This window comes from Herbiconiux sp. 320_LB, from assembly GCF_059691755.1.
Map to the genome: position 1 here is coordinate 120,519 of NZ_JCAWAD010000006.1, position 26,207 is coordinate 146,725.

The 26,207-nt window shown below is 72.1% G+C and carries 27 protein-coding genes; 14 read left to right on the plus strand and 13 right to left on the minus strand.

Annotated elements, in window-relative coordinates; translation table 11 throughout:
- The first annotated feature begins 131 nt into the window (after positions 1-131).
- Genes AC59HU_RS15890 through AC59HU_RS15905 form a run of 4 tightly spaced genes read left to right on the plus strand, consistent with a single transcriptional unit; the run spans position 132 to position 4,954 of the window.
- On the plus strand, positions 132-1,313 hold the full coding sequence (locus AC59HU_RS15890) for a glycosyltransferase family protein (RefSeq protein WP_497224395.1): 1,182 nt from the start codon (positions 132-134) through the stop codon (positions 1,311-1,313).
- On the plus strand, positions 1,310-2,383 hold the full coding sequence (locus AC59HU_RS15895; RefSeq protein ID WP_497224396.1) for a glycosyltransferase family 4 protein: 1,074 nt from the start codon (positions 1,310-1,312) through the stop codon (positions 2,381-2,383). The genes AC59HU_RS15890 and AC59HU_RS15895 overlap by 4 nt, the downstream gene beginning before the upstream one ends.
- Complete coding sequence (locus tag AC59HU_RS15900) at positions 2,373-3,908, plus strand: glycosyltransferase (RefSeq protein ID WP_497224397.1); 1,536 nt, start codon at positions 2,373-2,375, stop codon at positions 3,906-3,908. The genes AC59HU_RS15895 and AC59HU_RS15900 overlap by 11 nt, the downstream gene beginning before the upstream one ends.
- Positions 3,905-4,954, plus strand: a complete 1,050-nt coding sequence (locus tag AC59HU_RS15905; RefSeq protein ID WP_497224398.1) for a glycosyltransferase family 2 protein — start codon at positions 3,905-3,907, stop codon at positions 4,952-4,954. Before AC59HU_RS15900 ends, AC59HU_RS15905 begins: the two co-directional genes overlap by 4 nt.
- A gap of 137 nt (positions 4,955-5,091) precedes the next feature.
- Here AC59HU_RS15905 and AC59HU_RS15910 read toward each other — a convergent pair whose 3' ends face one another.
- Positions 5,092-5,547: an SRPBCC family protein gene (locus AC59HU_RS15910; RefSeq protein WP_497224399.1), complete on the minus strand. Its 456-nt coding sequence runs from the start codon at positions 5,545-5,547 to the stop codon at positions 5,092-5,094.
- 55 nt (positions 5,548-5,602) lie between these two features.
- Positions 5,603-6,172, minus strand: a complete 570-nt coding sequence (locus AC59HU_RS15915; protein WP_497224400.1) for a DUF6328 family protein — start codon at positions 6,170-6,172, stop codon at positions 5,603-5,605.
- Between the two features lie 55 nt (positions 6,173-6,227).
- Here AC59HU_RS15915 and AC59HU_RS15920 point away from each other — a divergent pair, with 55 nt between their 5' ends.
- The gene (locus AC59HU_RS15920) at positions 6,228-7,037 is read left to right on the plus strand and encodes an NlpC/P60 family protein (protein ID WP_497224401.1); all 810 of its coding nucleotides are present in this window, start codon (positions 6,228-6,230) and stop codon (positions 7,035-7,037) included.
- Positions 7,038-7,041: 4 nt separating this feature from the next.
- Here AC59HU_RS15920 and AC59HU_RS15925 read toward each other — a convergent pair whose 3' ends face one another.
- The gene (locus AC59HU_RS15925; protein ID WP_497224402.1) at positions 7,042-7,989 is read right to left on the minus strand and encodes a cation diffusion facilitator family transporter; all 948 of its coding nucleotides are present in this window, start codon (positions 7,987-7,989) and stop codon (positions 7,042-7,044) included.
- Between the two features lie 56 nt (positions 7,990-8,045).
- Here AC59HU_RS15925 and AC59HU_RS15930 point away from each other — a divergent pair, with 56 nt between their 5' ends.
- The 4 genes from AC59HU_RS15930 (at position 8,046) to AC59HU_RS15945 (ending at position 11,551) form a co-directional block, all read left to right on the plus strand.
- Positions 8,046-8,810 carry an HAD family hydrolase gene (locus tag AC59HU_RS15930; protein ID WP_497224403.1) on the plus strand — a complete coding sequence of 255 codons (765 nt, stop codon included), beginning with the start codon at positions 8,046-8,048 and terminating at the stop codon, positions 8,808-8,810.
- 173 nt (positions 8,811-8,983) lie between these two features.
- Positions 8,984-9,415 (plus strand): response regulator transcription factor, encoded by a 432-nt coding sequence (locus tag AC59HU_RS15935; protein ID WP_497224404.1) that lies wholly within the window; start codon positions 8,984-8,986, stop codon positions 9,413-9,415.
- Complete coding sequence (locus AC59HU_RS15940; protein WP_497224405.1) at positions 9,393-9,761, plus strand: response regulator; 369 nt, start codon at positions 9,393-9,395, stop codon at positions 9,759-9,761. Before AC59HU_RS15935 ends, AC59HU_RS15940 begins: the two co-directional genes overlap by 23 nt.
- Complete coding sequence (locus AC59HU_RS15945; protein ID WP_497224406.1) at positions 9,761-11,551, plus strand: PAS domain-containing sensor histidine kinase; 1,791 nt, start codon at positions 9,761-9,763, stop codon at positions 11,549-11,551. Before AC59HU_RS15940 ends, AC59HU_RS15945 begins: the two co-directional genes overlap by 1 nt.
- A gap of 81 nt (positions 11,552-11,632) precedes the next feature.
- Here the strand turns inward: AC59HU_RS15945 and AC59HU_RS15950 are convergent, their stop codons facing one another.
- From AC59HU_RS15950 to AC59HU_RS15965, 4 genes are all read right to left on the minus strand, one after another.
- The gene (locus AC59HU_RS15950; protein ID WP_497224407.1) at positions 11,633-12,589 is read right to left on the minus strand and encodes a manganese catalase family protein; all 957 of its coding nucleotides are present in this window, start codon (positions 12,587-12,589) and stop codon (positions 11,633-11,635) included.
- Positions 12,590-12,757: 168 nt separating this feature from the next.
- Entirely contained in the window at positions 12,758-13,165 is a 408-nt protein-coding gene (locus AC59HU_RS15955; RefSeq protein ID WP_497224408.1) for a hypothetical protein, read from the minus strand.
- Positions 13,165-13,557, minus strand: coding sequence for a PPOX class F420-dependent oxidoreductase (locus tag AC59HU_RS15960; protein WP_497224409.1), 393 nt, complete (start codon positions 13,555-13,557; stop codon positions 13,165-13,167). The genes AC59HU_RS15955 and AC59HU_RS15960 overlap by 1 nt, the downstream gene beginning before the upstream one ends.
- Positions 13,554-13,859, minus strand: a complete 306-nt coding sequence (locus AC59HU_RS15965; protein WP_497224410.1) for a hypothetical protein — start codon at positions 13,857-13,859, stop codon at positions 13,554-13,556. Before AC59HU_RS15965 ends, AC59HU_RS15960 begins: the two co-directional genes overlap by 4 nt.
- 54 nt (positions 13,860-13,913) lie before the next feature.
- On the opposite strand from AC59HU_RS15965, the gene AC59HU_RS15970 reads away from it, so the two are divergent.
- Together AC59HU_RS15970 and AC59HU_RS15975 are read left to right on the plus strand one after the other, a co-directional pair.
- Positions 13,914-14,180, plus strand: a complete 267-nt coding sequence (locus AC59HU_RS15970) for a DUF3253 domain-containing protein (RefSeq protein WP_497224411.1) — start codon at positions 13,914-13,916, stop codon at positions 14,178-14,180.
- 153 nt (positions 14,181-14,333) lie between these two features.
- On the plus strand, positions 14,334-14,570 hold the full coding sequence (locus AC59HU_RS15975; RefSeq protein WP_497224412.1) for a hypothetical protein: 237 nt from the start codon (positions 14,334-14,336) through the stop codon (positions 14,568-14,570).
- A gap of 420 nt (positions 14,571-14,990) precedes the next feature.
- Here the strand turns inward: AC59HU_RS15975 and AC59HU_RS15980 are convergent, their stop codons facing one another.
- The 5 genes from AC59HU_RS15980 to AC59HU_RS16000 form a co-directional block, all read right to left on the minus strand.
- The gene (locus AC59HU_RS15980; RefSeq protein WP_497224413.1) at positions 14,991-15,560 is read right to left on the minus strand and encodes a (2Fe-2S)-binding protein; all 570 of its coding nucleotides are present in this window, start codon (positions 15,558-15,560) and stop codon (positions 14,991-14,993) included.
- Positions 15,553-17,916: a xanthine dehydrogenase family protein molybdopterin-binding subunit gene (locus AC59HU_RS15985; protein ID WP_497224414.1), complete on the minus strand. Its 2,364-nt coding sequence runs from the start codon at positions 17,914-17,916 to the stop codon at positions 15,553-15,555. The genes AC59HU_RS15980 and AC59HU_RS15985 overlap by 8 nt, the downstream gene beginning before the upstream one ends.
- Positions 17,913-19,052, minus strand: a complete 1,140-nt coding sequence (locus tag AC59HU_RS15990) for an FAD binding domain-containing protein (RefSeq protein ID WP_497224415.1) — start codon at positions 19,050-19,052, stop codon at positions 17,913-17,915. Before AC59HU_RS15990 ends, AC59HU_RS15985 begins: the two co-directional genes overlap by 4 nt.
- A 153-nt stretch (positions 19,053-19,205) precedes the next feature.
- Positions 19,206-20,255, minus strand: coding sequence for an alpha/beta hydrolase (locus AC59HU_RS15995; protein WP_497224416.1), 1,050 nt, complete (start codon positions 20,253-20,255; stop codon positions 19,206-19,208).
- A gap of 21 nt (positions 20,256-20,276) precedes the next feature.
- Positions 20,277-22,793: an MMPL family transporter gene (locus AC59HU_RS16000; protein ID WP_497224417.1), complete on the minus strand. Its 2,517-nt coding sequence runs from the start codon at positions 22,791-22,793 to the stop codon at positions 20,277-20,279.
- 68 nt (positions 22,794-22,861) lie between these two features.
- On the opposite strand from AC59HU_RS16000, the gene AC59HU_RS16005 reads away from it, so the two are divergent.
- Both AC59HU_RS16005 and AC59HU_RS16010 read left to right on the plus strand, forming a co-directional pair.
- Positions 22,862-23,440 carry a TetR/AcrR family transcriptional regulator gene (locus AC59HU_RS16005; RefSeq protein ID WP_497224418.1) on the plus strand — a complete coding sequence of 193 codons (579 nt, stop codon included), beginning with the start codon at positions 22,862-22,864 and terminating at the stop codon, positions 23,438-23,440.
- An 87-nt stretch (positions 23,441-23,527) separates the two neighbouring features.
- Positions 23,528-24,292, plus strand: a complete 765-nt coding sequence (locus tag AC59HU_RS16010; protein WP_497224419.1) for an SDR family NAD(P)-dependent oxidoreductase — start codon at positions 23,528-23,530, stop codon at positions 24,290-24,292.
- Positions 24,293-24,366: 74 nt separating this feature from the next.
- Here AC59HU_RS16010 and AC59HU_RS16015 read toward each other — a convergent pair whose 3' ends face one another.
- Positions 24,367-25,260, minus strand: a complete 894-nt coding sequence (locus AC59HU_RS16015; protein ID WP_497224420.1) for an AraC family transcriptional regulator — start codon at positions 25,258-25,260, stop codon at positions 24,367-24,369.
- 191 nt (positions 25,261-25,451) lie between these two features.
- Here AC59HU_RS16015 and AC59HU_RS16020 point away from each other — a divergent pair, with 191 nt between their 5' ends.
- On the plus strand, positions 25,452-26,168 hold the full coding sequence (locus tag AC59HU_RS16020; RefSeq protein ID WP_497224421.1) for an alpha/beta hydrolase: 717 nt from the start codon (positions 25,452-25,454) through the stop codon (positions 26,166-26,168).
- The last annotated feature ends 39 nt before the right edge of the window (positions 26,169-26,207 follow it).

Consider the following 26,207-nt stretch of genomic DNA (forward strand, 5'->3'; position numbering starts at 1 on the left):
CCGGGCGGCGGCGTCGGTGACCGCGCCGGCGGTGACCGCGCCGGCGCATGCGGCGCGGGACTCGCCTCTACTCGGTGCCGGGCGATCCGGCAAGTGGTTGCGTCTTTTCCGCGACCCCGTTGACTGGCAAGGTGAAGACGATTATCGCCCGGGCAGCGGAACGGGCAGCGGAGCGGACGACGGAGAAGGAGACGGCGCGTTCCCACGCACCGATCCGCGTGGCATCGGTGCCCTCGGGGCACGTCTACGTGCGGCACCTGTCGCCGGAGGGCGAACAGGATGCGGCGGGTAGCACCGAGGCGACTCCGGCCGTCATCCGCCTGGACGATCCGCATCCCGACGACCCCCGCCGCTCGGCCGTGTCGCGCTGGTGGCCCCCGGTCATGCTCGACCCCGAGTGGATCCACGATCACGCGGACGAGTTCGACGTCTTCCACCTCCAGTTCGGCTTTGACGCCCGCACGCCGGAGGAGCTCCTGGCTCTCGTCGAGGCACTCCGGGCCGAGGGCAAGCCGCTGGTCTACACGGTGCACGACCTGCGCAACCCGCATCACGCCGAGCGCGAGGCGCACGACGCCCAGCTCGACGTGCTCGTGCCCGCCGCCGATGCGCTGGTCACCCTGACGACCGGGGCGGCCGACGAGATCCGCCGGCGCTGGGGGCGCACCGCGCTCGTCGTGCCGCATCCGCACGTCGTCGACGCGGACACCATGCGGCGGGTGCAGGACTCGCCCCGTTCATCCGACGCCCCCTTCCGCATCGGCGTGCACGTCAAGAGCCTGCGGGCGAGCATGGATCCGTTGCCGGTTATCGAGACCATCGCCCGCGCGATCGAGGAGGGGCGGTTGGGAACGGCCGTGCTGCAGGTGAACGGGCACGCCGACGTGCTCGACCCCGAGGGCGCCCGGTACGACGCCGCGCTCGCCACGTTCCTCCGCGACGCCGAGGCGCGCGGAGTCCTCGACCTGTACGTGCACGACTTCTTCACCGACGACGAGCTGTGGACCTACCTCTCGTCGCTCGACGTCTCGGTGCTGCCCTACCGCTTCGGCACGCACTCGGGCTGGCTCGAGGCCTGCCGCGACCTCGGTACGGCGGTCGTCGCCCCCGACATCGGCTACTACGCCGACCAGGGCCCGGTGCTGTCGTACCACCGCGAGGGTGAGACCCTCGACGGCGAGTCCCTCGTCGCAGCGCTACTGGCGGCGGCGAGCCGCCCCCGCCCCGAGGCGGCCGACCTCGGCGAGCGCCTCCGTCAGCGCGACGAGGTCGCCGCCGCCCACCTCGAGCTGTACCGGGCGCTGCTGTCATGAAGGCGCTGCGGATCTGCCTGATCGCGTCGAGCCGGTTCCCGGTGCGTGAACCGTTCGCCGGGGGTCTCGAGGCGCACACCCACTCCCTCGCCACGGCGCTGGCGAAGCGCGGGCACGAGGTCACGCTCTTCGCCGCCCCGGGCAGCGACCCGGCCCTGGACGCGCGCGAGCTGACCATCGAGCCGTTCGAGTTCAGCGCCGCAGCACGCAACGACGTCGCCGCGCCGCCCGAGCACTGGATGCAGGAGCACCACGCCTACCTCGGCCTGATGCTGGAGCTGTCGAGCTCGGCCGGAAGCCGCTTCGACGTGGTGCACAACAACAGCCTCCACCACCTGCCGGTGGCGATGTCCGAGACGCTCCGGGTTCCGCTCCTGACCACGCTGCACACCCCGCCGACGCCGTGGCTCGAGTCGGCCATGCGGCTCACGCCCTCGGCGCGGTTCGTCGCGGTGAGTCGGTTCACGGCCGAGCAGTGGCGGGCGAGCACGGATGCGGAGGTCATCCTGAACGGGGTCGACACCACCCGCTGGCGGCTGGGAACCGGGGGCGAGGGGGCGATCTGGTCGGGGCGGCTCGTCGCCGAGAAGGGTCCGCACCTCGCGGTGGAGGCGGCGCGGATCGCCAGCATGCCCTTGGACCTCGCCGGCCCGATCTACGACCACGACTACTTCGACCGGTTGATCGCGCCCCGGCTCGACGACCGCATCCGGTATCTCGGCCACCTCGGCACCACCGAGCTGGCGGAGCGGGTCGGCCGCGCGGCGGTGGCGGTCGTGACGCCGCAGTGGGAGGAGCCGTACGGGCTGGTGGCGGCCGAGGCGATGGCGTGCGGCACGCCGGTGGCGGCGTTCGCGCGCGGTGCGCTGCCCGAGATCGTGCGGCCGGAGGGCGGGCGGCTGGCGCGGCCGGACGACCCGGATTCGCTGGCGGAGGCGATGCTCGCGGCCGCGCGGCTGCCGAGGGCGGAGGTGCGCCAGTACGCCGAGGAGCACTGCTCGCTCGAGGTGATGGTGCGGGGGTACGAGGCGCTGTACGAGGCCGCGGTCGAGCCTGCGCGTGCGGCCTGAGCCCGTGGCCGCGAGCGACCCCTCGGCCCCTGACGCGGTGACCCCTGACGCGCTGGGCTCTGACGCGGTTGGCCCCGACGCGGTGGGCCCCGACGGCCCGCCCGAGCGTCTCGGGACGGCGAAAGAGCGGTCTGACGCGGTGATCATCGTGGGGTACTACGTGCATCACGTGGGCAGCGGGCACCTCTCGCGGGCGGGAGCGATCGCGACGGCACTCGCGGGCCGTGCGGAGGTGACGGGTCTGTCGTCCCTGCCGCGTCCGGACTCCTGGGCCGGCGACTGGGTGACCCTCCCCCTCGACGCCGACGAGCATCCGGTCGAGCCGGCCGAGCCGGCCGAGCCTGCCGAGGCTGCCGAGGCTGCCGAGGCTGCCGAGGCTGAGGCTGCCGGAGCAGGCGAGAATCGCGGGGTGGCCGGGTCCATCGAGGCAGCCGAGGCAGCCGGATCCGGCGAGGCCCTCGAGGCGGCCGGGTCCGCTGACGCCCCCGACGTGGCCGGGGCCGGCGTAAATCCCGAGACCGGCGGTCGCGCCGATGTCGTCGCGCGCGACGTGAGCGCGGGCGGGCGGCTGCACTGGGTGCCGGTCGGGCACGACGGGCTGCGCGATCGGATGGCACGGATCTCGGCGTGGATCGGGGCCGCGCGCCCGGCGGTCGTCGTCTCGGACGTCTCGGTCGAGGTCGCCCTGCTCGCCCGACTGCACGGCATCCCGGTGGTCACGATCGCCCTGCCCGGTCGCCGCGACGACGAAGCGCACCGGCTCGGCTTCGCGGTGTCGTCGGCGATCGTCTCGGCCTGGCCGCCCTCCGCCGAGCACATGCTCACCGGCCTCGACCCGGACGCCCTGGCCAAGCACACCCCCATCGGCGCGATCGCCCGCTTCGCGCCCGCCGACCCTTCCCGCGCCACCCCCGCGGGCGCGACCTACCGCCTCCCGGCCGCGGACCCGTCGCCCAGCACCCCCGTGGGCCCGACCGTCACGGCCGGCGGGGGCGGGCGGCCTCGGGTGCTCGTGCTCGCGGGCAGCGGTGGCGGCGGGATGTCGGCGGCCGCGCGCACCCGCGCCGAGGCGATGTCACCGGACTGGGAGTGGGACGTCATCGGAGGCCCGGCCGGGCGGTGGGTCGCGGATCCCTGGCCGCTCATCCGCGCCGCCGACGTCGTCGTCACCCACGCCGGGCAGAACGCGATCGCCGAGGTGGCCGCGGCGCGGGTGCCTGCAGTGGTGATCGCGCAGGATCGCCCACACGACGAACAGCACCACACCGCCCGGGCGCTCGAGCGCGGGCCGTGGCCGGTGGTCACCGCCGAGTCGTTCGAGGATGCGGACTGGCCCACTCTGCTCGCCGCGGTCGCCCCCGAGAACGGGGCCGCCTGGTCGACCTGGAACGACGGCCAGGGCGCCGCACGCGCCGCCGCCGTCATCCTGAGCATCGCGCGCCCCGACCCCCGCGCCGATGTCCACGACGAGCCGGCTGCCGAGTCGAGCAACGCGCCGGTGCGCCGATTCGGGGTGGCGGGGTGAGGGGCGGCGAGGATGCGGCGGGGCCCGTCACCGCCCTGATCACAGTGGTCCACGGTCGCCACGATCATCTCCGCCGGCAGCTCGAGGCGGTGGCGCTCTGCGATCCCCGTCCCGACCACCACGTGATCGTCGCGATGGACGACCCCGCCATCGAGGCCCTCCTCCCCGCCGGCCCGAACCGCCCCCACCTCGTCACCATCGACCGCGCCCCCGCGGCCCCCGAGCAGCACGGCTCAATGGACCACCGGCCAGCCGCCGACGCCGCCGACGGTTCCCGCGGCAACGCGGGCGGAGAATCGCACGGCAGCGGCGGGGCACTGCCGCTGGCGCGCGCTCGCAACCTCGGCGCCGCGACGGCGCTGGAGCTCGGGGCCGAGGTGCTGATCTTCCTCGACGTCGACTGCCTGCCCGCCCCCACCGCGATCGGCGCCTACGCCGCCGCGGGCGCCCCCACCACCTCGGATACCTCCTCGGCGGATGCCGTCGCCGGAGCCAACGCGGAAACCTCGGAGCGACTGCTGTGTGGGCCCGTGACGTACTTGCCGCCGGCTCCGGCCGGGGGCTACCGGCTGGAGGCGCTGGGCGAACTCGACCGCCCGCATCCCGCCCGCCCCGCACCCGCGCCGGGCGAGATCGAGCTCGGCGGCGCCCACGAACTGTTCTGGTCGCTGTCGTTCGCCCTGAGCGCCGACGTCTGGCGACGGATCGGCGGCTTCGCCGAGGAGTACGTCGGCTACGGCGGCGAGGACACCGATTTCGCCTTCACCGCACGCAGTCGTGACGTCGAGCTCGCCTGGGTCGGGTCAGCGCGCGCCTACCATCAGCACCACGCCGTGTCCTCGCCCCCGGTCGAGCACGTGGCCGACATCGTGCGGAACGCCCGCGTCTTCCGTGCCCGCTGGGGCACCTGGCCGATGCAGGGCTGGCTCGACGCCTTCGAGGAACGCGGGCTCGTCACCCGCACCGACGCGGGCGGGTACGAGGTCGCCCTCGCGAACCCTAAGGCCGCCGATCCGTCACTCGTTGTCGCTACGCCCACTGCATAGCGGCAACAACTGACGGGTCGGCGACAGTGACGACCGAAGCGACGGCTAACACCAGGCACCGGTGCGCCGAGAACCCAGGCACCAGCGCGCCAAGACCCCAAGCACCGGTGCGCCGAGGCGCCAGCCGGAACCCGGGCTCAGTTCTCGACGTCGCCGCGCCAGGCACCCGTCTCGGAGCCCTGCTTCTCGATGAACTCCTTGAAGTTCTCCAGATCCTTCTTCACGGCGTGCTTGCCGAGACCCAGCGCCGCGCCCGCCTTCTCGAGGAGCCCCTCGGGCTCCCAGTCGAGCTGCACGGTGACCCGCGAGGTGTCGTCGGTGAGCTTGTGGAAGGTGACGACCCCGGCGTGCTCGGTGTCTCCGCCGACGCTGTTCCAGGCCACGCGCTCGTCCGGGTGCTGCTCGGTGATCACGGCGTCGAACTCGCGCTCGACCCCGCCGACCTTGACCTTCCAGTGCGTGTGGGTGTCGTCGCTCTGCGTGATCGACTCGACCTCGTCGAGGAAGTGCGGGAAGCTCTCGAACTGGGTCCACTGGTTGTATGCCGTGTTCACGGGCACGTCCACGTCGACCGTCTCGATGATCTGAACCATGATGCTCTCCTCGTAGTGCTAGTCGTTCGGGCCCACGACGGGGCCGCCTCGTCTTTCAGTCCACGCCCGATCCTCGCCGCCCACCACCGCTTGACAGCGGGCTTTCAGACGACTCACCGGAACCGTCGACCCGGCGGCGGGCCGAGCGCACCAGGGCGGGCCCGACGAGCCAGATCAGGATGACGAGCACCAGCACCGAGGCCGCCGCCCAGAGACCGGCCTGCGGCGAGATCACGAAGTCGAAGACGAACAGCACGATGCCGATGAACAAGACGGATGCCGCGGCCAGACAGACGATCAGGATCGCGCTGGAGGCCTGCACCAGCTCCTTCTTCGCCTTCTGCCGGAACAGCAGCCGGTGCAGCGTGACCGGCGTGAGCGCGAGCAGCGTCAGCACCACGGCCAGCACGACCAGCCCCAGGTAGAGCCCGTGGTCGAACCGGCCGAGCTCGGTGAACCGCTGCTGGAACGGCAGGGTCAGCAGGAAGCCGGCCAGGATCTGCGTGCCCGTCTGGAGCACCCGGAACTCCTGCAGCAGCTCGGACCAGTTGCGGTCGTACCGCTCGTTGGGCGATTCGTTGCGCCCGTCGGTGGGGTCGGCGTCCGGGATGTCGTCGTCGGTCATACCCCATGAAATCCCGGAGGACACCGGCCTGCAATAGTGGACGGGTGATGTGTGGATGACCGACGCCGACTACGACTCCCCGTACCGACTCCGCTTCCGCACGCCCACCGCCGACCGGGAGGCCGGGTTCGACGAGACTCCCTGGAACTCCCCCGACGCCCAGGCCGTCATCCCACGCCACGACTGGTACTCACCCGAGACGGAACGGCGCTGGGGATCGTGGGGCCCTCGCGCCCTCGCGTATCCCGCCCCTGCCGGGCGGTTCGACGGCGACCTCGCCCGCGAGCGCCTGCTGGGGGTGGCCGGTGGCCTGATCGGCCTCGACTACCAGCACCACCACATCCCCGCCTGGGATCCGCCGGCCGGCTGGCCCCACCGCGAGGTGCGCTCGGGCCGCACCGGTCCGGGCCTCGACTGCAGCAACTTCGTCGCGTTCGTCCACTCCTACGCCCTCGGCATCACCCTGCCGACCGCGGTGGGCGAGCAGGCCGAGCTGCACCGCACGGGCCCGCTGCTCGGGCCGCGGCACCACGAGGTGCGGGTCGTGCCCTCGACGGACTACGACGACTTCACCGCGCGCCTCCTCCCGGGCGACATCCTCTACCTCCGCTCCGACCGCGGCCCGATCTCGCACTGCGTGCTGTGGCTCGGCGAGGTCGGCGAGGGCCCCGACGCCACCCCGCTCGTGCTCGACTGCGCGAGCGAACCGCGGCTCGACGCCCGCCGCGTGCCCATCCCGGCCGGCGTGCGCATCCGCCCCTACCGCCGCACCGGGTGGTACGCCCGCAGCACCTCGCACGCCCACCGCATCATCGCGGGCAGCCCGGCCGAGCGACGCCCTACCGACCGCCGCCCGGCCGACTGACGCCCTACCGACCGCCGCCCTGACGACCCGCGCCCTCCCGGCTGAAGTCGAGCGACGGCTCGTCGCTCACCGCCAGCGTCAGCACCGCCCGCCCGATCAGCTCCTCCTGCTGCTCGAGCTCCCCCTCGAGCCGCCGCAGCTGCCGGGCCACGCCGTCCTCCGGCCCGTCGCCGACCAGGTCGACGGCGGCCACCACGAACAACTCTCCCGGCCCGCTGAACTCCAGGTACAGCGCGGTCACCCGCTGGATCTCGGGGTGCGCGAGCAGCGCCCGCCCCAGCTGCGCGCGATAGGCCGGGCTCGGTGCCGCCCCCAGCAGGTAGCGCCGGTTGCGGCTGATCAGCAGCAGGGCCACCCCACCGAGCAGCACGCCGATCGCGATCGAGCCCAGCGCATCCCAGATCGGATCGCCCGTCGCCTGGTGCAGACCGATGCCGGCGGCCGCGATCACGAGGCCGAGGAGCGCCGCGGTGTCCTCGAAGAACACTGAGCGCAAGGTCGTGTTCGAACCGTTGACGACGTAGTCGAAGAAGCCGCGCTCGTACCGCGCCGCGTCCCTCCGGCCCTGCCGGACCGACTGCATCAGCGAGAAGCCCTCGAGCACGAACGCCACGGCCAGCACGATGTAGTTGAGCGTGTAGTCCTCGACGGCCTCGGGCGCCGCCAGGCTCTGGATGCCGTGGTAGACCGACACCACGGCCCCCACGGTGAAGATCCCGAACGCCGCGAACAACGAGAAGATGTAGGCGTCGCGGCCGTAACCGAGCGGATGCACGGGGTCGCGCTTCTTCTCCGCGCGCCGGTCGGCGATCAGCAGGAAGATTTCGTTGCCCGCATCCGCCCACGAGTGCGCGGCCTCGGCGAGCATCGACGCCGACCCCGTGAGGGCGGCCACGACGGATTTGGCCAGGGCGACGAGGATGTTCGCGACGAAGGCGATGACGACGGTCATGGGTCACGACGATACGCCCGGGTGCCGACCGGGGCGATCGGTGGTTCAGTGGGGCCATGGCTACTCAGAGCGTTCGCGCCGTCCTGTTCGACATCGACGGGACGCTCGTCGACTCCAATTACCTGCACGTCGACGCCTGGGCGCGCGCCTTCGCCGACGTCGGTCACCCGGTCGACGCCTGGCGCGTGCACCGGTCGATCGGGCTCGACTCGGACAAGCTCCTCGAGGATCTGCTGGGCGACGACGAGGAGCGTCTGGGCGAGCAGGCGAGCCAGAAGCACACCGAGCACTACGAACCGCTCGTCCCCCGGCTGCGCCGGTTCGATGGGGCGCGCGAGCTGATCCAGGCGCTGCACGACGCCGGGGTACGGGTGGTGCTCGCCACCTCCGCGCCGCCGGAGGAGTTCGAGGCGCTCTCGCGGGTGCTGGATGTCGACGACTTCCTGCACGCGGCGACCACCGCCGACGACGTCGAGACCGCGAAGCCCGAGCCCGACATCATCGGCACCGCCCTCGAGCGGGCCGGGGTGAGCGCCGAGGAGGCCGTGATGATCGGCGACACGCGCTGGGACGCGGAGGCGGCCGGGCGCGCGGGCGTGCGGGCGATCGGCGTGCTCTCGGGCGGGATCGGGGCCGACGAGCTCCGCGAGGCGGGTGCCGAGCAGGTCTTCGACGACGTCGCCGCGATCCTCGAGGCGGTGCGGGCGGGCGGGCCCGAGGTGCTGGGGCCGGTCGAGTCGAGCCCGGTCGACGCGGATCGTGCGGCGACCCTCGACGGGCTGCGGTCGATCCGCGCCCTCGGCGAGAACCTGCACGGCTGACCGGTCGGGGGCGCCTGCTGCGCCCGCTGGACCGCGCGACCCACCGCATCCTGAACCTCGCGCACCCCCTCTGACTCCGCGACGCCTGTAGGCCCCGGACGCTCGGGCATGCGATGATGTGAGCGCTCGCACCCCGCACCGGTCGGCTGTGGGCGAGCGATGGGGGGAACGGGATGAACGACACCTGGACCACGTCGACCCGGCGCACCGCGCTCGTGGTCGACGACTCCGAGGAGCAGGGCGAACTGCTCCGCCACCACCTCGAGCGTCTCGGCCTCCAGGTCACCGTCGTCGGTACGGCCGAGGCCGCGATGACCTCGTACCGCCGCCTGGCACCCGCCGTGGCGATCATCGATCTGCTGCTGCCCGGCATCGACGGCTGGCAGCTCATCCGCACGATGAAGGACGACGTGCCGGAGTGCGTGCTCGTGGTCACCTCGGTGCTCGGCCTCGAGGCCTACCCCCTGGTCGACGGCGTGCTGCCCAAACCCTTCACCAAGGGCGATGTCGCGCGCCTGTTCGGAGCGCTGTTTCCAGAGGATGCCGGGGCGATCGCCGCGCCGGTGCAGAACGGGGGTCCTGATGAGGGTGCTGATCGCGGATGACGACGAGGATCTGCGCGACCTCGTGACGATCGCGGTCGAGCGCGCCGGCCACGAGGTCGTCGCCGCGGTCGGCGACGGTCTGGTCGCCTGGCAGCTCCTCGGCGCCGATGACATCGACCTGGCCATCCTCGACATCTCCATGCCCGGGATGACCGGGATCGAGCTGGTCGAGAAGATGCGGGCCGACGACGTGCTGCGCGAGCAGCACGTGCTCATCATCACCGCGAACGCCCAGCCGAGCACCGCGGAGGCCGTGCACGCGGCCGGGGCGAACGGCCTGATCACGAAGCCCTTCCAGGTTCGCGAACTCGTCGACTTCCTCCGCGGCGTCGCCGAGCGCGTGTGATGAGCGCCGGCAGCCCCGCGGGCGCCGGGAGCGCGAAGGGCCCTGGCCGCCCCGCGCTACGGCGCGGATCGGGGGCGTTCGGATCGTGGTCGCCGCTGCTCAAGCAGCTCTCCTCGCTGGTCGCCTTCCTGCTCGCGAACATCGTCGTGCTCTCCCCGGTCGTGGTCGAGGCCCTGGTCGCCCCCGTCGTCGCGGCCGACCTCATCGTGCTGGTCGCGGCCGGGTTCGCGGCCCTGCTGCCGCGCACCCGGTTGTCGCCGGGCTGGGAGATCGCCATCCCGATCGCGACCTTCGTGGCCGTCGCGCTGCTGCGGCTCGGCACCGGCGGCCAGGCCTCGCCGTTCAGCGCGCTGTACGTGCTCCCGATGGTGTGGATCGCCTCCGAGCCCGGCATCCGCAGCGTCGTCATCGCCGCCGCGGGCGTGACCGCGACCACCTCGCTGCCGTTCATCGTCGGGGTCTCGGTCATCCAGAGCGCCTCGGATGCGGTGAGGCTGGTCTTCACCCCGGTCATCCTGACCATCGCCGCCGTGCTGATCAACCAGATCGCGCGGGTCGTGAACCGGCGGGTGGTGCAGCTGCAGGAGTCGAACGCCGAGCGGGACCTGCTCGTGGCCTCGCTCGAACTCGCCAACAGCGAGGCCGGCAAGCGCGAGCGGCAGATCGTGCGGGCGAACCGCCTGCTCGACGAGGTCTGGACGGCGATCAAGGGCCACGCGATCATCGGCACCGACCTGAGCGGGCTGATCACGGTCTGGAACCCCGGCGCGGAGTCGCTGCTCGGGTATCCGGCCGCGCAGGTGATCGGGCGGCTCCGGATCACCGACCTGCACCGGCGGGAGGAGATCCGCGAGGAGTCGCGCCTCGGCGGGGCCGGCGGGGGCACCGTTGCTCCCGCTCCCTGGCAGAGCTCGAGCGAGGCGGTGTTCGAGGGGCTCGTCGAGACGGCGAGCAACGGGCTGCGCGACGTGCGCGACTGGACCTATCTCCGCAACGACGGCACGGAGTTCACCGCCCAGGTCTCGATCGCCCAGCGCCTGGACGAGCGCAGCGAGCCGGCCGGCTACATCTTCGTCGCCACCGACGAGACCTCGGCGCGCGAGATCGAGCGGTTGAAGGATGAGTTCGCGGGGCTGATCTCGCACGAGCTGCGCACCCCGCTCAGCTCGATCCTCGGGTACGTCGAGCTGCTGCGGGAGGACGAGGACGAGCCGCTGTCGCGGCAGCAGGCGAAGTACCTCGGCATCGTCGACCGCAACGCCCGCCGGCTGCTGCGCCTGGTCGGCGACCTGCTGTTCACCGCCCAGGTCGATTCGGGCCGGTTCACCGTCGCGACCTCGCCCACCTCGCTGCCGGGCATCCTCCGCGCCTCGCTGGAGACGGCCAGACCGGTGGCCGAGGCGACCGGGGTGCAGCTGCACTCAGACCTCGGCACCGAGGATCTCGTCGTCTCGGTCGACGCGACACGGCTGGGTCAGGCGGTCGACAACATCCTCTCCAACGCCGTCAAGTTCACGCCGAGCGGGGGCTCGGTGAGCCTGGGGCTGGAGCACTCGGACGGCGAGGTGCGGATCGTCGTGACCGACACCGGCTACGGCATCGCCGAGGACGAGCTGCACCGACTCGCCGAACGGTTCTTCCGCGCCACCACGGCGACCCAGAACGCGGTGCAGGGGGTCGGGCTCGGCCTCACGATCACCAAGGCGATCGTCACGGCCCACGGCGGGCGCATGGACATCCGGAGCGAACTCGGCTCGGGCACGACCATGGCGATCGTCCTCCCCCGCTGAGCCCTGGCGGTCCCCGCTCGCTGCGTCGGTGTGCGCTCCCCGCGTGCCGGGGCACTCCGGCGAGCGCCTTCGCGTGGCTGCCTACCGCTCTCCGGTGGGCCCGTAGAACGCCTCCACGTCGGCGAGTTCCTGCTCGGCGGTCGCCTGGATGAGCTTCAGCAGGTCGGGGTCGAGCCCCGGGCTGAACTCCTCGAGGCGCTCCGGGGCGATGAACGACGGGGTGCCGATCGGAGCCTGCTCGCTCGCGTCGAGATCGGTGCCGTCGTTCGAGGGCGACGCGCCCTGGAAGATCCGACCGGCCTCGGACTCGCCCTTCAGGTCGAACGAATACTGCTTGCTCTGCAGCCCGAGGTCGACCAGCTTCTTGACCTCGGGGAACCGCTCGGCGTTCGTCTTCGGGATCGGGAGGGTCTTCTTCCAGTCGACCCCGAGCGTCTCGAGCGCTTTGGCGTAGGCGTTCTCGTGGGCCTGGTCGCGCACGATCAGGTAGGCGATCGTCGAGCGCGCGGTCGCGTTCGCCGTCATCTCGTAGATGCGGCACTTCTGCAGCCGCCCGGTCGACTCGAGCATCAGGTTGTAGAGCAGATCGAGCACGAGGTTGCCCGAGTTGTAGACGTAGCTGCCGAGCCAGGGGTTGCCCGCGGCGTCGACCGGCATCGCACCCTGCGCACCGACCAGGTAGTGGTGGATGTTGCCGTGATCCAGGGCGATCTCGAGCGGCGTCGCGCCTCCCGCACCCGGGGTGTCCAGCGGATCGGTCGGCTTGCCCTGGTAGTTCGGCGAGCCGTCCAGCAGGCGGGAGATGGTGGTCCCGATGAGCTCCACGTGGCTGATCTCCTCGGTGCCGACGCCCTGGATGAGATCGCGGTACGGCTTCGCGGAGGGCCCGCGGAAGTTCATGGCCTGGAAGAGGTACTGCATCATCGTACGCATCTCGCCGAACTGTCCGCCGAGACCCTCCTGCAGGGCGTTGGCCGCGGCCGGGTCCGGCTCGTCCTCGGCGATGTCGTTGATCCATTCCTGAGCGTGGAAATACACGGTGAGCCTCCATCGACTGGGTGGCCCGCCGAGTGCGGGCCTGGTCCTCACCGTGCTCCCGGGCCCCCGATCACCCACCCCCCTTGCGCTTCCCGCTCGCCTGTGCGACACCCGTCGCCCGAGCCGCCGGGGCCGCGGGGCCGTCGGGCTGCGGGGCCGCGGGGCCGCTCAGAGTCGGTAGAAGTCGCCGACGAGGGCGAGGATGCACAGGGCGGGTGCGAGCACGAAGAGTGCGAGTCCGGCGCGGGTGAGCCAGGCGATCCGGCGGCACGCCCGCCGCGCGTCCCGGCCGCCGGGTGCGGCCGCCGCCGCGAAGGTCGCGACCATCAGCCCACCGAGCAGAGCGCCGGCCCAGAAGACCCGCTCCCAGCGATCGACGAGCACGCCGGCGAACCAGCCCGAGACGATGACGGCTCCGCAGACGATCGCCATGGTCAGTACCGCGCCGACGAAGAGGGTGGCCGCGTGGTGCTCGAGCTCGGCACGCCGCCGCACCGCGGTCTCGGTGATCCCCGCACTCTCCGGCGCGGTATCCGTGGAGGACGGATGCGGCACACCGCTCACCTGGTCGCCCATCAGTGCGGGGTGCTGATGTGCTGCGCCTCGATGACGAGGATGACCCGGGTCTGGTCGCGGCCGCCGTACCAGGGGTAGGGGCCGCCGGTGTACTTCTGGGAGAGCTTCTCGATGTGGTCGACCGCGCCCTCGGTCGCGACCTCGAGCACCCGCCCGCGCACCTGGTAGAAGAATCCCGGGTTCGCCGGATCGGAGACCGCGACGGCGACGCGGGGGTCGCGCTGGATGTTGCGCACCTTCTGGTGCGTCAGCACGCTGTTGATGATCACGTGCTCGCCGTCGGTGTCGACCCAGGTCTGGGTGAGCTGCGGGGAACCGGCGGGCATGGTGGTGGCGAGGTAGCAGAGCGCGGGGCGCTCGAGCAGGGCGACCAGGTCGTCGGGGAGGTTCATGCCCCGGTGCCGGTGCTGTCGGTACCGGTGCTCTGGGTGCCGGCGCTCTCGGTCCCCTCGGCCGGCTCGGCGTCGATCTCGCCCGCGACGATGGCGTCGGCGTAGGTGCGCACGTCCGGCCCGGGCTCGTAGTCGATGAACCGGTCCTTGAGGCGGCGGTTGAGCTCGGCGTAGACGGTGTCGGAGTCCTCCCCGGCGTGGGAGGACGCGGTCGCGAGGACCGCCTCCCGCAGCACACGGTCGGCGTCGTCGAGGATCTTCGCGCGGGCCTGCTCGTTCCAGTGGATGTCTGAGGGGTTCATGCGCTTCACGCTAGGCCCCTCGCCGCAGGCCGCAAGGGGGTGCAGACTGCGGAGATGGACGACCCGCTCGAGCGCACCATCCTCGACCTGCTGGCGAGCCGCGCCGCCACGTCGTCGATCTGCCCCTCGGATGCGGCCAAGGCCGCGGGCGGTGACGACTGGCGGCCGTTGATGGAACCGGTGCGGGAAGCCGCCCGCCGCCTGGTCGCCCGCGGCGAGGTCGACATCACGCAGGGCGGCGAGCCGGTCGATCCGGCCGACCTGCACGGCCCCATCCGCATCCGCCGCCACCGCCCCGACGCCCTCGACTCCACCGAGTAGAAAGTGGATGCACGCTCACGGCTTCCGTGCGAGCAGCCCGGGGACCCGCGATCGATCATCGATCCACGCGGCGAGTTCGGGGTCGAGGTAGTCCGCGAGGGTGAGGATGTCGACATATCGGCCACCGAGGTCGAACTACCAGATGCGGTAATGGTGGCCGGTGCGGTTGCGGGGGAGCTCCGCAATCGGGCCACGGGGTCGTGCACGGTCGCCTGGCCGCGGTTGGGGCTGTTCGGGAACGCGCCCGCCAAGTCCGGCCAGAGGAACGACTGCCGTTTCGAGACCATCTGGTGCCAGAAGCCGAAGGGCAGTTCGGAGATCACCTGGCCCGAGCTGATCGGCATGCCGTTCCGCCGGACTCGGTCGATCGCCGTCGAGACGTCGACGTAGGGCTGCCGGTGGCGCGGCAGACGGTTAACGTCCCGGCCGATCTCGCCGGCGTCGTCGAAGATCCAATGACCGGCGCGCCCCTTGCGGGCATGGATCGCGCTCATTCGGTCGTCGATCGCATTGCGAAGGGCTACCTCGAGGAAGCACAGCGACTCCCAGAACGCCGCCGACACCGCGGCGTTCCACTCGTACAGACGTATTGCCGCCACCCGGTCGCCGGCATACTCGGACAGGTAGTGTTGCAGCCGAGCAGCCGCGAAGTGGTGTTCGTAGAACGACCAGGGCGTCGGGTTGACCGCCATTCACCACCCGCCTAAGGTTGTCATTAACACCCCGGATCCGTCCCTGTAGTCCTCCTCGGAGGACCGATCACACGGCCGGGGTTTTGCTTTGCCCAGTCTGACAGAAATCGAGCAAGTCTCAATCGGTTCGGTCGTGGTTGGAGCCCTGCTCGGCGGCGACGTGCTCGATGGCCGCGATGATGTTGGGGTACGCCGCACAGCGGCAGAGGTTGCCGCTCATGAACTCCTGGATCTCGCCCGCCGACGAGGTGCGTCCCTGCCGGAGGCAGGCCACCGCCGACATGATCTGGCCCGAGGTGCAGTAGCCGCACTGGAAGGCGTCGTGCTCGACGAAGGCGGCCTGCACCGGGTGCAGCGGGGCGGCGGAGTCGGACGAGGAGTCGCCGTCCGCAGCAGCGCCCGCATCCGAAGCGGCGCCCACGCCCGATGCCGCATCCGCATCCTGCAGCCCCTCGATCGTGCGGATGTCGCGCCCGTCGGCCATCACCGCCAGCGTCAGGCACGCCAGCCGCGGCTCGCCGTCGACGTGGATCGTGCAGGCGCCACACTGGCCGTGGTCGCAACCCTTCTTGGTTCCGGTGAGCTGCAGCTGCTCGCGCAGCGCGTCGAGCACCGTGGTGCGCGGGTCGGGCGCCACCGAACGGTCGACGCCGTTGATGCGCAGCACGAACGGGGGTGTCTCAGGCATCGTCCATCACCGTGTCCGGGGTCATCGGCAGGCTCCGGATGCGCCCGCCCGTCGCGTTGAAGACGGCGTTCGCGATGGCCGCGGGCACGCCGTTGCAGCCCATCTCGCCGATTCCGTAGGCGCCCAGCGCGCCCAACCGCTCGTCCGGCACGTCGATCGCCTCGATGGTCACGGCGGGCGAGTCGCCGCAGCTCGGCACGTGGTAGTCGGCGAGGTTGCGCACCACGGGCAGGCCCGTCGTGGGGTCGAAGACCGTCTCCTCCATCAGCGCCATGCCGATTCCGAAGATCATTCCGCCCATGATCTGCGAGCGCGCCGTGGTGGGGTTGATCATGCGTCCGAAGTCGTAGACGCCGGTGAGCCGCTCGACCCGCACCACCCCGAAGTCGGCGTCGACGCGCACCTCGGCGAAGACCGCGCCGAAGGAGTAGAAGGCGTGGTTCTCGCGCTCGGGGCCGGGCTTGCCCGAGCCCTCGGCCGTGATCGAGGGGAGACCCGCGGCGGCGAGGATCTCGGCGAAGCTCTGCGAGCGCTCCGGATGCTCGAGGTCGTACAGAGACCCGTCGCGCGACCCCACCCGCGCCGAGGGCAGGCCCGAGAGCGGTGAGCCCTCGAGCTGCCGGGCGAGGCGCTTCAGCGACTCGATCACGGCGGCGCCGGCCGCCTCGACGGCGGGTCCGACACTGGCAGTGGTCACCGATCCCGCGGTGGGCGGGGCCGAGGGCAGCCGTGAGTCGCCGAGCTCGAAGCGCACCCGGTCGAGCGGCAGCCCCACGGCGTCGGCCGCGATCAGGCGGAACACCGAGTAGGCTCCGTTTCCGAGCTCGTGTGTGGCGCTGCGCCCGACGGCGGTGCCGTCGGCGAGCAGCGTCACGCTGGCCGACGCGGCCCGCTGCTCGGCCGGGTGCATGGCCGACGACATCCCGAAGCCCACGAAGGCGTCTCCCACGCGCCGCGCGCCGGGCGTCGCGGGGCGGTCGCTCCAGCCGAACAGCTCGGCTCCCCGCTCGTAACACTCGCGCAGGTGCTTGTTCGAGAAGGGCTGCCCGGTGTCGGGGTCGGCGGTCGCGTAGTTGGCGAGCCGCAGCTGGACCGGATCGTGGCCGAGCTCGTGGGCCAGTTCATCCATCGCACTCTCGAGCGCGAAGCTGCCGGGCAGGAAGCCGGGGCCGCGCATGACGCTCGGCGAGGGCAGGTTGAGGCTCGCGAGCTCGGTCGAGTACGCCAGGTGGGGCGTCGCGTACATCATCTTCGTCATCCGCGCGCCGAACTCGGTGTAGCCGCTCACCGTCGAAGTGTGGGTGCGGGTGTCGTGCGAGACCGACTGCAGGCGGCCCTCGGCGTCGGCTCCGAGCCGCACCGTCTGGTGGGTGCCGGGGCGGTGGCCGCCGGTGGAGTAGACCTGCTGGCGGCGCCACTCGATCTTCACCGGTCGCCCCACCACCCGCGCCGCCAGCGCCACGAGCAGCGGGTTGTGGAACGACCAGGCCTTCGACCCGAAGGCCCCGCCGATGAACGTCGAGACGACCACCACGTCATCGGGGTCGAGCGAGAAGGAGTGCGCGGCGAAGTCGCGCAGCATCTGCACCCCGCGGCAGGTGTCGTGCAGGATGAGCACCGGGCCTTCGCCGTCGACTTCGGGGTCGCCCTCACCCCTTCCCGGCCCCGACCACTCGGCGATCGTGCAGAGCAGCTCGATGGGGTTGTGGTGCACGATCGAGGTGTCGTACTCGGCCTCGACGTGCACGGCCGACGAGGTCCAGGCCTCGGCAGCGCCCGCGTCGGCGCGCTGCAGCTTGTCGGTGCCGCCGAACTCCTCGGGGAACCGCCGGTTCGACGAAGCGTCGAGCACCGTCTCGGGCTCCTCCGCGTCGTACTCGAGGTGCACGAGGCCGGCGGCGTGACGCGCCGCCTCCACCGTCTCAGCCACAACCACGGCCACGGGCTGCGCCCCGTAGTGGATCCGCGGGCTCTGCAACGGCTGCAGCGCCTCGCCGAAACCGCCGTCGCCCGAGAGCGGGAAACCGGCGCCCGTGGCGGGGTAGGGCGCGAGCGTCGGAGCGTTCTCGTGGGTGACGACGGCCAACACTCCCGGCACCGCGAGGGCGGCCGTCGAGTCGATCGAGCGGATGGTGCCGCGGGAGATACCGCTCATCACGAGGGCGCCGTGGGCGAGGCCGGTTACCGGCCATTCCGCGGTGAAGGTGGCGGTGCCGGTGACCTTCTGGCGGCCGTCCGGGCGGGGCGAGGCCGCGCCGACCGCCACGAACGGGGGTGCGGCCGGTGCGGCGGCGGGGCCGGCGGGCGGGGCGGCGGCCGGTGCGACGGTGGCCGCCGCGTGCCGTGCCGCGCTCACGACGCCTCCCCCACCAGCTCGTCCCGGGGCCGGGTGGTACCCGCGAGCCCGCCCACGCTCGCCGAGAGTGCGGTGCCGGGCGGCCCGGGCAGCGGTTCGAGCCCGGCGGTCTGCGACAGGATGCGGCGCACGATCGAGCGCGAGAACGGCCGCTTGTACGAGTTCATCGAGAACGCGACGCTGCCGTCCGAGGCCCGGGCGGCCGCCTCGGCGAAGAGCTCCGCGCTCGGCGGCTCGCCGACGAGCATCCGCTCCACGGCGGGGAGCCGCCACGGCCGCGCCGCCACGCTGCCGAGTGCGATCCGGGCCCGGCTGATCCGACCGTCGCCGTCGAGCTCGAGCGTCGCCGCGCAGGAGACGAGTGCATAGGCGAACGAGGCCCGGTCGCGCACCTTGAGGTAGTGCGAGCGGCCCGAGAAGGGCGGCAGCACGATCGCCGTGATCACCTCGCCCGCCCGGAGTGTGAAGTCGACGTCCGGATGCCCCTCCGGCAATCGGAACAGCTCCTGCACCGCGATGGTGCGGGCTCCCTCCGGGCCCTCGACGAGCACCTCCGCGTCGAAGGCCACCAGCGCCACGGCGAGATCGGAGGGGTGGGCCGCGATGCACGTGGTGGCGTCGACCCCCACCGACGGGTCGTAGCCGTGGCCGAAGATCGCGTGCATCCGGTTGAAGCCGTGCACCGCGGCGCAGCCGCTGCCCGGGTCGCGCTTGTTGCACGCCTGGTCGGGGTCGCGGAAGTAGGGGCAGCGCGTGCGCTGCAGCAGGTTGCCCGCCGTGGAGGCCATTCCGCGGATCTGCTGAGTCGCGCCGGAGTGCACCGCCTCGCTCACGGCGGTGTAGCGCTCGACCACCAGCGGATGCTCGGCGAGCGCCGTGTTCGACACGAGGGCGCCCACGCGCAGAGAGCGACCGGGGCCGCCGTCACCCCCGTCGCCCGCATCGCCGTCACCGCCGAGGTGGATGCCGCCCAGCTCCAGGCGCGAGATGTCGACCAGGCGGTCGGGGCCGACACTGCCCTCCTTCAGCAGGTCGACCAGGCTGGTGCCGCCCGCGATGAGGGCGGCGCCGGGCCGGGCGGACTCGGCCACCGCATCCTGCACACTGGTGGCCCGGTGGTAGCTGAGGGGGTGCATCCGCTCTTCCCGTCTGTCGGCCTCGCCCGTGCGGGCCGGTGCAGGAGACGCTACGTCGGCGGCCCGTCGTCGCCGCCCGACATCTGTCGAGTCTTTCGACGCACGAGCGGCAGCCCGGCCCGGCCCGGTCGCGGCCAGACCCGGCAGCGCGGCTCAGCGGGTGACGCGGCCGAGGAAGTCGACTGTCGAGGCCAGCGCCGTCTGCGCCGCGTCGAGGTCGAAGTGGAACTGGTACTCGTGCGGCAGGGCGGGGTCCTGGTCGTCCGGGTAGAAGACGTTCGTGACGTCGACGCCCAGACCGCTCAGCTTCTCGGACATCGGCACCGACTGGGTCGGGGTGAGCGGGTCGCCGTTGCCGCCCGAGATCCAGGTGGCCGGGAAGTCGGCGGTCACGTAGTCGAGCGTCGACATCTGGACGCCGCCGGGGGTGTCGACCCAGTCGCGCTCCCCGAGGTACGACCACAGCGCGATCCGGAACCCCCACCCGCCGATGCCGGGGGCGTCCGGGATGCCGGAGACGTCGTAGATGCCGCAGTCGAGCACGACCCCGCGCAGCTGCTCGGGTGAGAGCGCCGGGGTCAGCCCGACCAGGGAGGCGTAGTCGGGGTTCGTGGTCACGACCGCGAGCTGGCTGGCGAGGTTGGCGCCCGCGGAGTCGCCGGCCAGCACGATCCGGCTCGGGTCGATGCGGTACTCGGCCGCGTGCGCGACGAGGAAGGCCAGGGCGTCGTTCAGCTCGGTCACGGCGGTCGGGTAGGTGACCTCGGGCGAGATCGAGTAGTTGAGCGAGACCGTCGTGTAGCCCTCGGCTGCGATCATCCGCACGTAGGGCCGCACCTCTTTCTTGTCGCCCGAGATCCAGGCCCCGCCGTGGATCCAGACGACCGTGGGCAGCGCACCGGTGCCCGTGCTGGGGCTGAACACGTCCAGACTCGTCGACGCCGCCGCCGCGGCGGTCGCATCCGGAGCGCTCGTGTCGTACGGCACGTCGAGCGTCTGGGTGATGCCGTCGACGGGGTCGAAGGGCTGCATCGTCGCCAGGGTCGAGCGCGCCCCCTGCCCGAAGAGGGCCCGGATCACCAACGCCGCCGGCCACGGACTCACCAGGAAGGCCACGACCCCGACCAGCACCACCGTGCCGAGGGCGAGCGGGATCATCCGCGAGGGGCGCCGGTACCAGCGACGACGGGAGCGTGGGGCCACGGCTCGACCCTACTGCTCAGGTCACGACGCCAGCGGCACCCCGCCGGTCTGCACGCCCGGGTGGTCGCGCTCGAGCGCGGCCCCCTCCATGTCGACGTTCGGGATGATGCGGTCCAGCCACCGCGGCAGCCACCACGCGGCCCCGCCGAGCAGGTGCATCAGGGCCGGCATCAGCAGCATCCGCACGACGAAGGCGTCCAGCAGCACGCCGAAGGCGAGGCCGAAACCGATCGAGCGGATGATCGTCGACTCCGAGAAGATGAAGCCGCCGAAGACCGAGACCATGATCAGCGCTGCCGCCGTCACGACCGACCGCCCCGCCCGGAAGCCCTGGGCCACCGCGAGCCGCGCGGGAGAGCCGTGCACGTAGGCCTCGCGCATCCCGGAGGCCAGGAAGAGCTGGTAGTCCATCGCCAGCCCGAACAGGATGCCCACCAGGATCACCGGCAGGAAGCTCAGGATGGGCCCGGTGCTGTGCAACCCGATCAGCGAGGCGCCCCAGCCGAACTGGAACACCGACACGATCAGGCCGTAGGTCGCGAACAGCGACAGCACGAACCCGCCGGTCGCGATCAGCGGCACCAGCAGCGACCGGAACACCACGATCATGATCAGCAGCGAGAGCCCGACCACCACGACCAGGTAGATCGGCAGCACGTCGGCCAGGGCCTCGGAGATGTCGATGTTGGTCGCGGCCTGGCCGGCGACGCCGAGCGTGATGCCGCCGGCCTGCTCGGGCAGGGCCCGGATGTCCTTGACGAGGGTCTCGGTCGAGAGGCTGTTCGGCCCCTCGGCCGGCAGCACCTGGAAGGCGAGGAGCGTGTTGTCGTCCGACGCCGCGACCGGGGCGACCGCGACCACGTCGGAGAGGCCCGACAGGGTCTGGGCGACACCGACCTGCGTCTTCAGCAGGTCGTCGGCGCTCACGCCGCCCGGCACCTCGGCCGTCACGAGCAGCGGCCCGTTCGCGCCGGCGCCGAACTCGTCCTCGACCACGGTGAACGCAGCCTGGCTGGTCGAGCCCTCGGGCTCGCTCGATCCGTCCGGCAGCCCCAGCCGCATCGACAGCGACGGGATGGCGACGACCAGGAGCACGACGATCGACACGAGCGCCGTCACGACCGCGCGCCCCGTCGACATCGGCTTCACGGCCGCTCCGCCCACGTGCTTCCGGCCGATCCGCGACCGGGCACGGCGGCTGAGGAGCCGGGTGCCGACCAGCCCGAGGATCGCGGGCGCGAGGGTGACGGCGACGAGCACGGCGACGGCCACGCAGACCGCGCCGACCGTGCCCATCAGGCCGAGGAACGGGACCCCGGTGATGTTGAGGGCGAGCAGCGCGACGATCACCGTCGACCCGGCGAACACGACCGCGGTGCCGGAGGTGCCGGTGGCCAAACCGATCGACTCGCGCACGGGGACGCCGCCGATCAGCTGCTTGCGGTGGCGGTTGACGATGAACAGCGAGTAGTCGATGCCGACCGCGAGGCCGAGCATCACGCCGAGCACCGGGGTGACGGAGGCCATGTCGACCACGCCGGAGAAGGCGAGCGAGCCGGTCACGCCGACGCCCACCCCGAGGAGCGCGGTGACGATCGGCAGCGCGGCGGCGATCAGGGAACCCAGCATCACGATGAGCACGATCGCGGCGAAGACGAGGCCGACGGCCTCGCCGATGCCGAAGATCTCCGGAACGCCCTGCGCGATGTCGGTGCCGAAGTCGACCTGTGCGCCGTCGACGGGGGCGTCGCGGAAGTGGGCGATCGTGGCCTGCTTGACCTCTTCGGAGAGCTCGAGGCGCGGCTGCACGAACGAGACGTTCACGATCGCGGTCGTGCCGTCGGAGGAGACCACGCCGATGCCGTCGGTGATGCCGAGGAGCGTCGAACCGAGGTCGGCCTGCTCGGCCTGGGCGTCGAGTTCGGTCTTCGACTGGTCGAGCTGGGTCTGCTGCTGCTGGAGCGCGGAGGCCTGCGCATCCAACTGGGCCTTCTGCGCATCCAGTGCCGCCAGTTCGGCCTCGCCCGCGCCCGCGGCCACGGCGGCGGATCGGGCCGCGGCCAGCTGCTGCTGGCCCGCGGCGAGCTGGGCGGCGCCGGCGTCGAGCTGGGTCTGGCCGGTCTCGAGCTGGGTGCGGCCGGCCGCGATCTGGCTCTGCCCGGAGGCGAGCTGCTCGGCCTGCTGGGCCTGCTGCGCCTGGGCCGCGAACGGGTCGACGACCGCGGCGACGCCGCCGAGGTCCTTCGCACTGGCCGCGAGCGCGGAGATGTCCTGCTTCTGCTGGTCGGTGAAGGGCTGATCGTCGGTGGTGCGATAGACGATCGTGCCGGTGCCGCCCGCCGTGTCGGGGAGCTTCTCGGCGAGCTGGTCGGTGACCGCGCCGGAGGCCGTGCCCGGGATGTCGAAGCTGTTGCTCAGCGTGCCGCCGAAGCCGAGGAAGGCGCCGACGCCGAGACCGAGGATCACGACCCAAGCGGCGATGACGGCCCATGCCCGCCGTGCGGCGAACGAACCCAGACGGTACAGCAGTGAAGCCACGTGATCTCCCTCAGACCCGCTTGATCATACGTGACGTCTCGTCTCGTACCTGGCGCTACCCTGAGTGCGTGACTGAGCATCGGAGCGGCCCCGTCCGCAGCGCCGCGGCGCGTGAGGCGATCCTCGCCGCCACGGCCCGCCAGTTCGGAGAGCGGGGCTACGACCACCTGACGATCGAGGGCATCGCGAAGGATGCCGGGGTCGGCAAGCAGACCATCTACCGGTGGTGGCCCTCCCGGGGGGCGCTCATCGCGGAGTGCCTCATCGACGGGCGGCTGTTCCCGGTCGACTTCGACATCCCCGAAGGCGGCCGCGTCGCCGACGACGTCGAGTCCTGGCTCGACGGCGTGCTCGACCTGCTGCACTCCCCGGGCGGAAGCGGGCTGCTCCGCTCCCTGGTCGCGGCCGCGGCGGAGGACGACGCGGTCGGCCGGCACCTCTCCGACGGCCTGGGGGTCGAGCAGTCGCTCGAGACCCGCTTGAGCCGTGCGGTGCGCGACGGCGAGCTGCCGGCCGACACCCCCGTGGGCGAGCTCGGCTCCGCCATCCTCGGCGCCATCATCGTGCAGGCGATCGGGCGCACGGAGGCCGACCTCGGCGGGCTCCGCCGGCTGGTGCGCTTCCTGCTGGGTGCGCGCGCGCAGTAGCCGTGCAGTGCGGCCGTACGCCTTGTGCAGTCTGGCTGAATGCGGGAGATTGGAAGGGCATCCACCGAATCGAAGGAGATTCCGCCCATGATCGATCTCACCGGAAAGCTCGCCGTCGTCACCGGAGGCGCTCAGGGCATCGGAGCGGCGACGAGCGCGCGGCTCGCGGCCTCGGGGGCCGAGGTCGTGATCGCCGACGCGCGGCTCGACGCGGCCGAGGCGACCGCGGCGGCGCTGAACGAATCGGGCGCGGGCACCGTCCACGCCCGCCCGGTCGACGTCGCCGACAGCGCCTCTGTGCGCGCCCTGGTCGACTCGGTCACCGCCGAGTTCGGACGCCTCGACATCTGGGTCAACAACGCCGGCGTGGTCGAGGACTCCCCCGCCCTCGACCTCACCGACGAGGTCTGGCAGCGCACGATCGACATCGACCTCACGGGTACCTTCTACGGGGCGCGCGAGGCCGGGCGCTTCATGTGCGCGAACGGTGGCGGATCCATCGTCAACATCTCTTCCATCGCCGCCTTCCGCGCGACCCGGCCCGAGAACCACGTGGCCTACGACGTGGCGAAGGCCGCCGTCGCCCACATGGCGAAGGTGCTGGCCTCCGAGTGGGCCGAGAAGCGGGTGCGGGTCAACGCGGTCGCGCCCGGGTACACCAACACCGAGATCCTGAAGGGGGTGGGAAGCGCCGACCCGGCGACGATGGAGCTCTGGCTCTCGCAGGTGCCCGAGCACCGGCTGATCGAACCCGCCGAGATCGCGAACGTGATCGCCTTCCTGGTGTCGGATGCGGCGAGCGCCATCACGGGCCAGGTCGTGCACGCCGACGCCGGGTACACCGCGTGGTGACGGTGCTCCGGGCCTGACCTGCTCGGCGCCCGTCAGCGCGTGCGGTGCTCTGGGCCTGACCTGCTCGGCGGCCGTCAGCGCGTGTGGTGCCGACGCCACCGCGCCGGCGTCTCGCCCTCGACGTCCTTGAACGCCCGGATGAACGTGGTCGGGTCGGGATAGCCGGCCCGCGCACCGACCGTCCGCACCGGGTCGTCGGTCGTCTGGAGCAGCATCCGGGCGCGATCGAGGCGCAGGCGTCTGACCAGCGCCCCGAGCGTCTCGGTCTCCTCCTCGAAGGCGGCATGCAGCGTGCGCACCGAGACGTGGAGGGCCGCCGCCACGGCCGCGACCGAGGAGCGGTCGGGGTACGCGAACACGCCGGCGACATGCCCCCGTGCGGCCTCGACGAGCGCGACGCGGCCGGCGCTCCCCCGCAGGGTCGGGGCGGGGGTGGGCTCGGCGACCCGCACGCCCCGGTCTCGCGCCAGCATCCGGATCGCGTCGACGAGCGCCGGAGCGACCGACGGTCCGTCGTCGGCGTGCCGGAGGTGGGCTTCGAGCAGCTGGCCGGTGGCCTCCGTGCGGGCGATCGGCCGCGCCCCCAGCTCATGCACCGCGCCGGCCGAGAGGCCGAGTCCCGCGGTGGGCACCTGCACGATCGTGGTGCGGAAGGCATCCGGGTACACGAACTCGAACGGGCGGCTGACGTCGTAGACGACGAGCTCGCCGGCGGCGACCGCGGTCTCCCGCTCGCCCTGACGGAGGATCAGCCGACCGGAGTGCACCAGCTGCACCTGGGTGCTCTCGCGCTGGCGGGCAGGCACCTCGTCGAGCCGGGCGGTCACCGTCTGGGCGACCGAGTCGATGCGGGCCATCGCCAGGTCGTCCACGGCGTACCGCGACATCCGCCGATGCGCGGGCACGTCGTGCATCGTGTGTGCGGTCATCTGCACGAGCACGCACGCCTCGTTGGAGGGCAGCAGCATCACGGTCTCCCGTCCGGGCCGGACGGCCCTGCAGGCCAGGATTCCACAGGGGCGCGCGGGGCGTTCCTCCGATCGTCGCAAAATCGGCGTTCGCTGCACGATCCGCCGATCGGGGGCGCCCCGGGCTCCCCCTGGGCCCCGGCCGACGGGCAGAGTGGAGGCCTCCCGTCAACCCGACCTTTGGAGCAGCCATGACCACCACCCCCACCATCGTCCTCGTGCACGGCGCCTTCGCCGATGCCGCCAGCTGGGCACCCGTCACGCTCCGACTCCTCGAGTCCGGTCACACCGTGCTCGTGCCGCCGGTGTTCAATCGCAGCCTGATCGGCGACTCCGCCTACATCCGCTCCTTCGTCGAGCAGATCGACGGGCCCGTGCTGCTCGCCGGCCACTCCTACGGCGGAGCCGTGATCACGGTCGCCGGTGCGGCCGAGAACGTGGTCGGCCTCGTCTACGTCGCCGGTTACGCGCTCGACGAGGGCGAGAGCCTCGGCCAGCTGCAGGGCGGCTTCCCCGACTCCGAGCTCGCGAACAACCTCGTCTACTCGCCGTACCCGGTCGAGGGCGGCGAACCCGGCACCGACGTCTCGGTGAAGATCGACGCCTTCCCGCAGGTCTTCGCGGCCGGCGTGCCCGACGACACGGCCCGCGTGCTCGCGGTGTCGCAGCGCCCGCTGGCCGCGGTGGCCTTCTCGGAGACCGCTCCGGTCGCGGCCTGGAAGACCAAGCCGTCCTGGGGCATCGTCTCCAGCGCCGACCACACGATCAACCCCGACGTCGAGCGTTTCGGCTACAAGCGCGCCGGAGCCCGCACGGTGACCGAGATCGACGCGCCGCACCTCGTGATGCAGACCCACCCCGCCGAGGTGGCCGCGGTCATCACGGCCGCGATCGCCGACCTGGGCTGAGCGGAGTCGTCGGCCGGCCCGCCCGGCGCGGCTCGGAAG

What these genes read in the sequence shown, in the direction of transcription:
- AC59HU_RS15895 (WP_497224396.1), top strand. Translation starts at nt 1,310, where the DNA reads ATGAAGGCGCTGCGGATCTGCCTGATCGCGTCGAGCCGGTTCCCGGTG.
- AC59HU_RS15910 (WP_497224399.1), bottom strand. Translation starts at nt 5,547, where the DNA reads ATGGTTCAGATCATCGAGACGGTCGACGTGGACGTGCCCGTGAACACG.
- AC59HU_RS15915 (WP_497224400.1), bottom strand. Translation starts at nt 6,172, where the DNA reads ATGACCGACGACGACATCCCGGACGCCGACCCCACCGACGGGCGCAAC.
- AC59HU_RS15920 (WP_497224401.1), top strand. Translation starts at nt 6,228, where the DNA reads ATGACCGACGCCGACTACGACTCCCCGTACCGACTCCGCTTCCGCACG.
- AC59HU_RS15925 (WP_497224402.1), bottom strand. Translation starts at nt 7,989, where the DNA reads ATGACCGTCGTCATCGCCTTCGTCGCGAACATCCTCGTCGCCCTGGCC.
- AC59HU_RS15930 (WP_497224403.1), top strand. Translation starts at nt 8,046, where the DNA reads ATGGCTACTCAGAGCGTTCGCGCCGTCCTGTTCGACATCGACGGGACG.
- AC59HU_RS15935 (WP_497224404.1), top strand. Translation starts at nt 8,984, where the DNA reads ATGAACGACACCTGGACCACGTCGACCCGGCGCACCGCGCTCGTGGTC.
- AC59HU_RS15940 (WP_497224405.1), top strand. Translation starts at nt 9,393, where the DNA reads ATGAGGGTGCTGATCGCGGATGACGACGAGGATCTGCGCGACCTCGTG.
- AC59HU_RS15945 (WP_497224406.1), top strand. Translation starts at nt 9,761, where the DNA reads ATGAGCGCCGGCAGCCCCGCGGGCGCCGGGAGCGCGAAGGGCCCTGGC.
- AC59HU_RS15955 (WP_497224408.1), bottom strand. Translation starts at nt 13,165, where the DNA reads ATGGGCGACCAGGTGAGCGGTGTGCCGCATCCGTCCTCCACGGATACC.
- AC59HU_RS15960 (WP_497224409.1), bottom strand. Translation starts at nt 13,557, where the DNA reads ATGAACCTCCCCGACGACCTGGTCGCCCTGCTCGAGCGCCCCGCGCTC.
- AC59HU_RS15965 (WP_497224410.1), bottom strand. Translation starts at nt 13,859, where the DNA reads ATGAACCCCTCAGACATCCACTGGAACGAGCAGGCCCGCGCGAAGATC.
- AC59HU_RS15970 (WP_497224411.1), top strand. Translation starts at nt 13,914, where the DNA reads ATGGACGACCCGCTCGAGCGCACCATCCTCGACCTGCTGGCGAGCCGC.
- AC59HU_RS15980 (WP_497224413.1), bottom strand. Translation starts at nt 15,560, where the DNA reads ATGCCTGAGACACCCCCGTTCGTGCTGCGCATCAACGGCGTCGACCGT.
- AC59HU_RS15990 (WP_497224415.1), bottom strand. Translation starts at nt 19,052, where the DNA reads ATGCACCCCCTCAGCTACCACCGGGCCACCAGTGTGCAGGATGCGGTG.
- AC59HU_RS16010 (WP_497224419.1), top strand. Translation starts at nt 23,528, where the DNA reads ATGATCGATCTCACCGGAAAGCTCGCCGTCGTCACCGGAGGCGCTCAG.
- AC59HU_RS16015 (WP_497224420.1), bottom strand. Translation starts at nt 25,260, where the DNA reads ATGCTGCTGCCCTCCAACGAGGCGTGCGTGCTCGTGCAGATGACCGCA.
- AC59HU_RS16020 (WP_497224421.1), top strand. Translation starts at nt 25,452, where the DNA reads ATGACCACCACCCCCACCATCGTCCTCGTGCACGGCGCCTTCGCCGAT.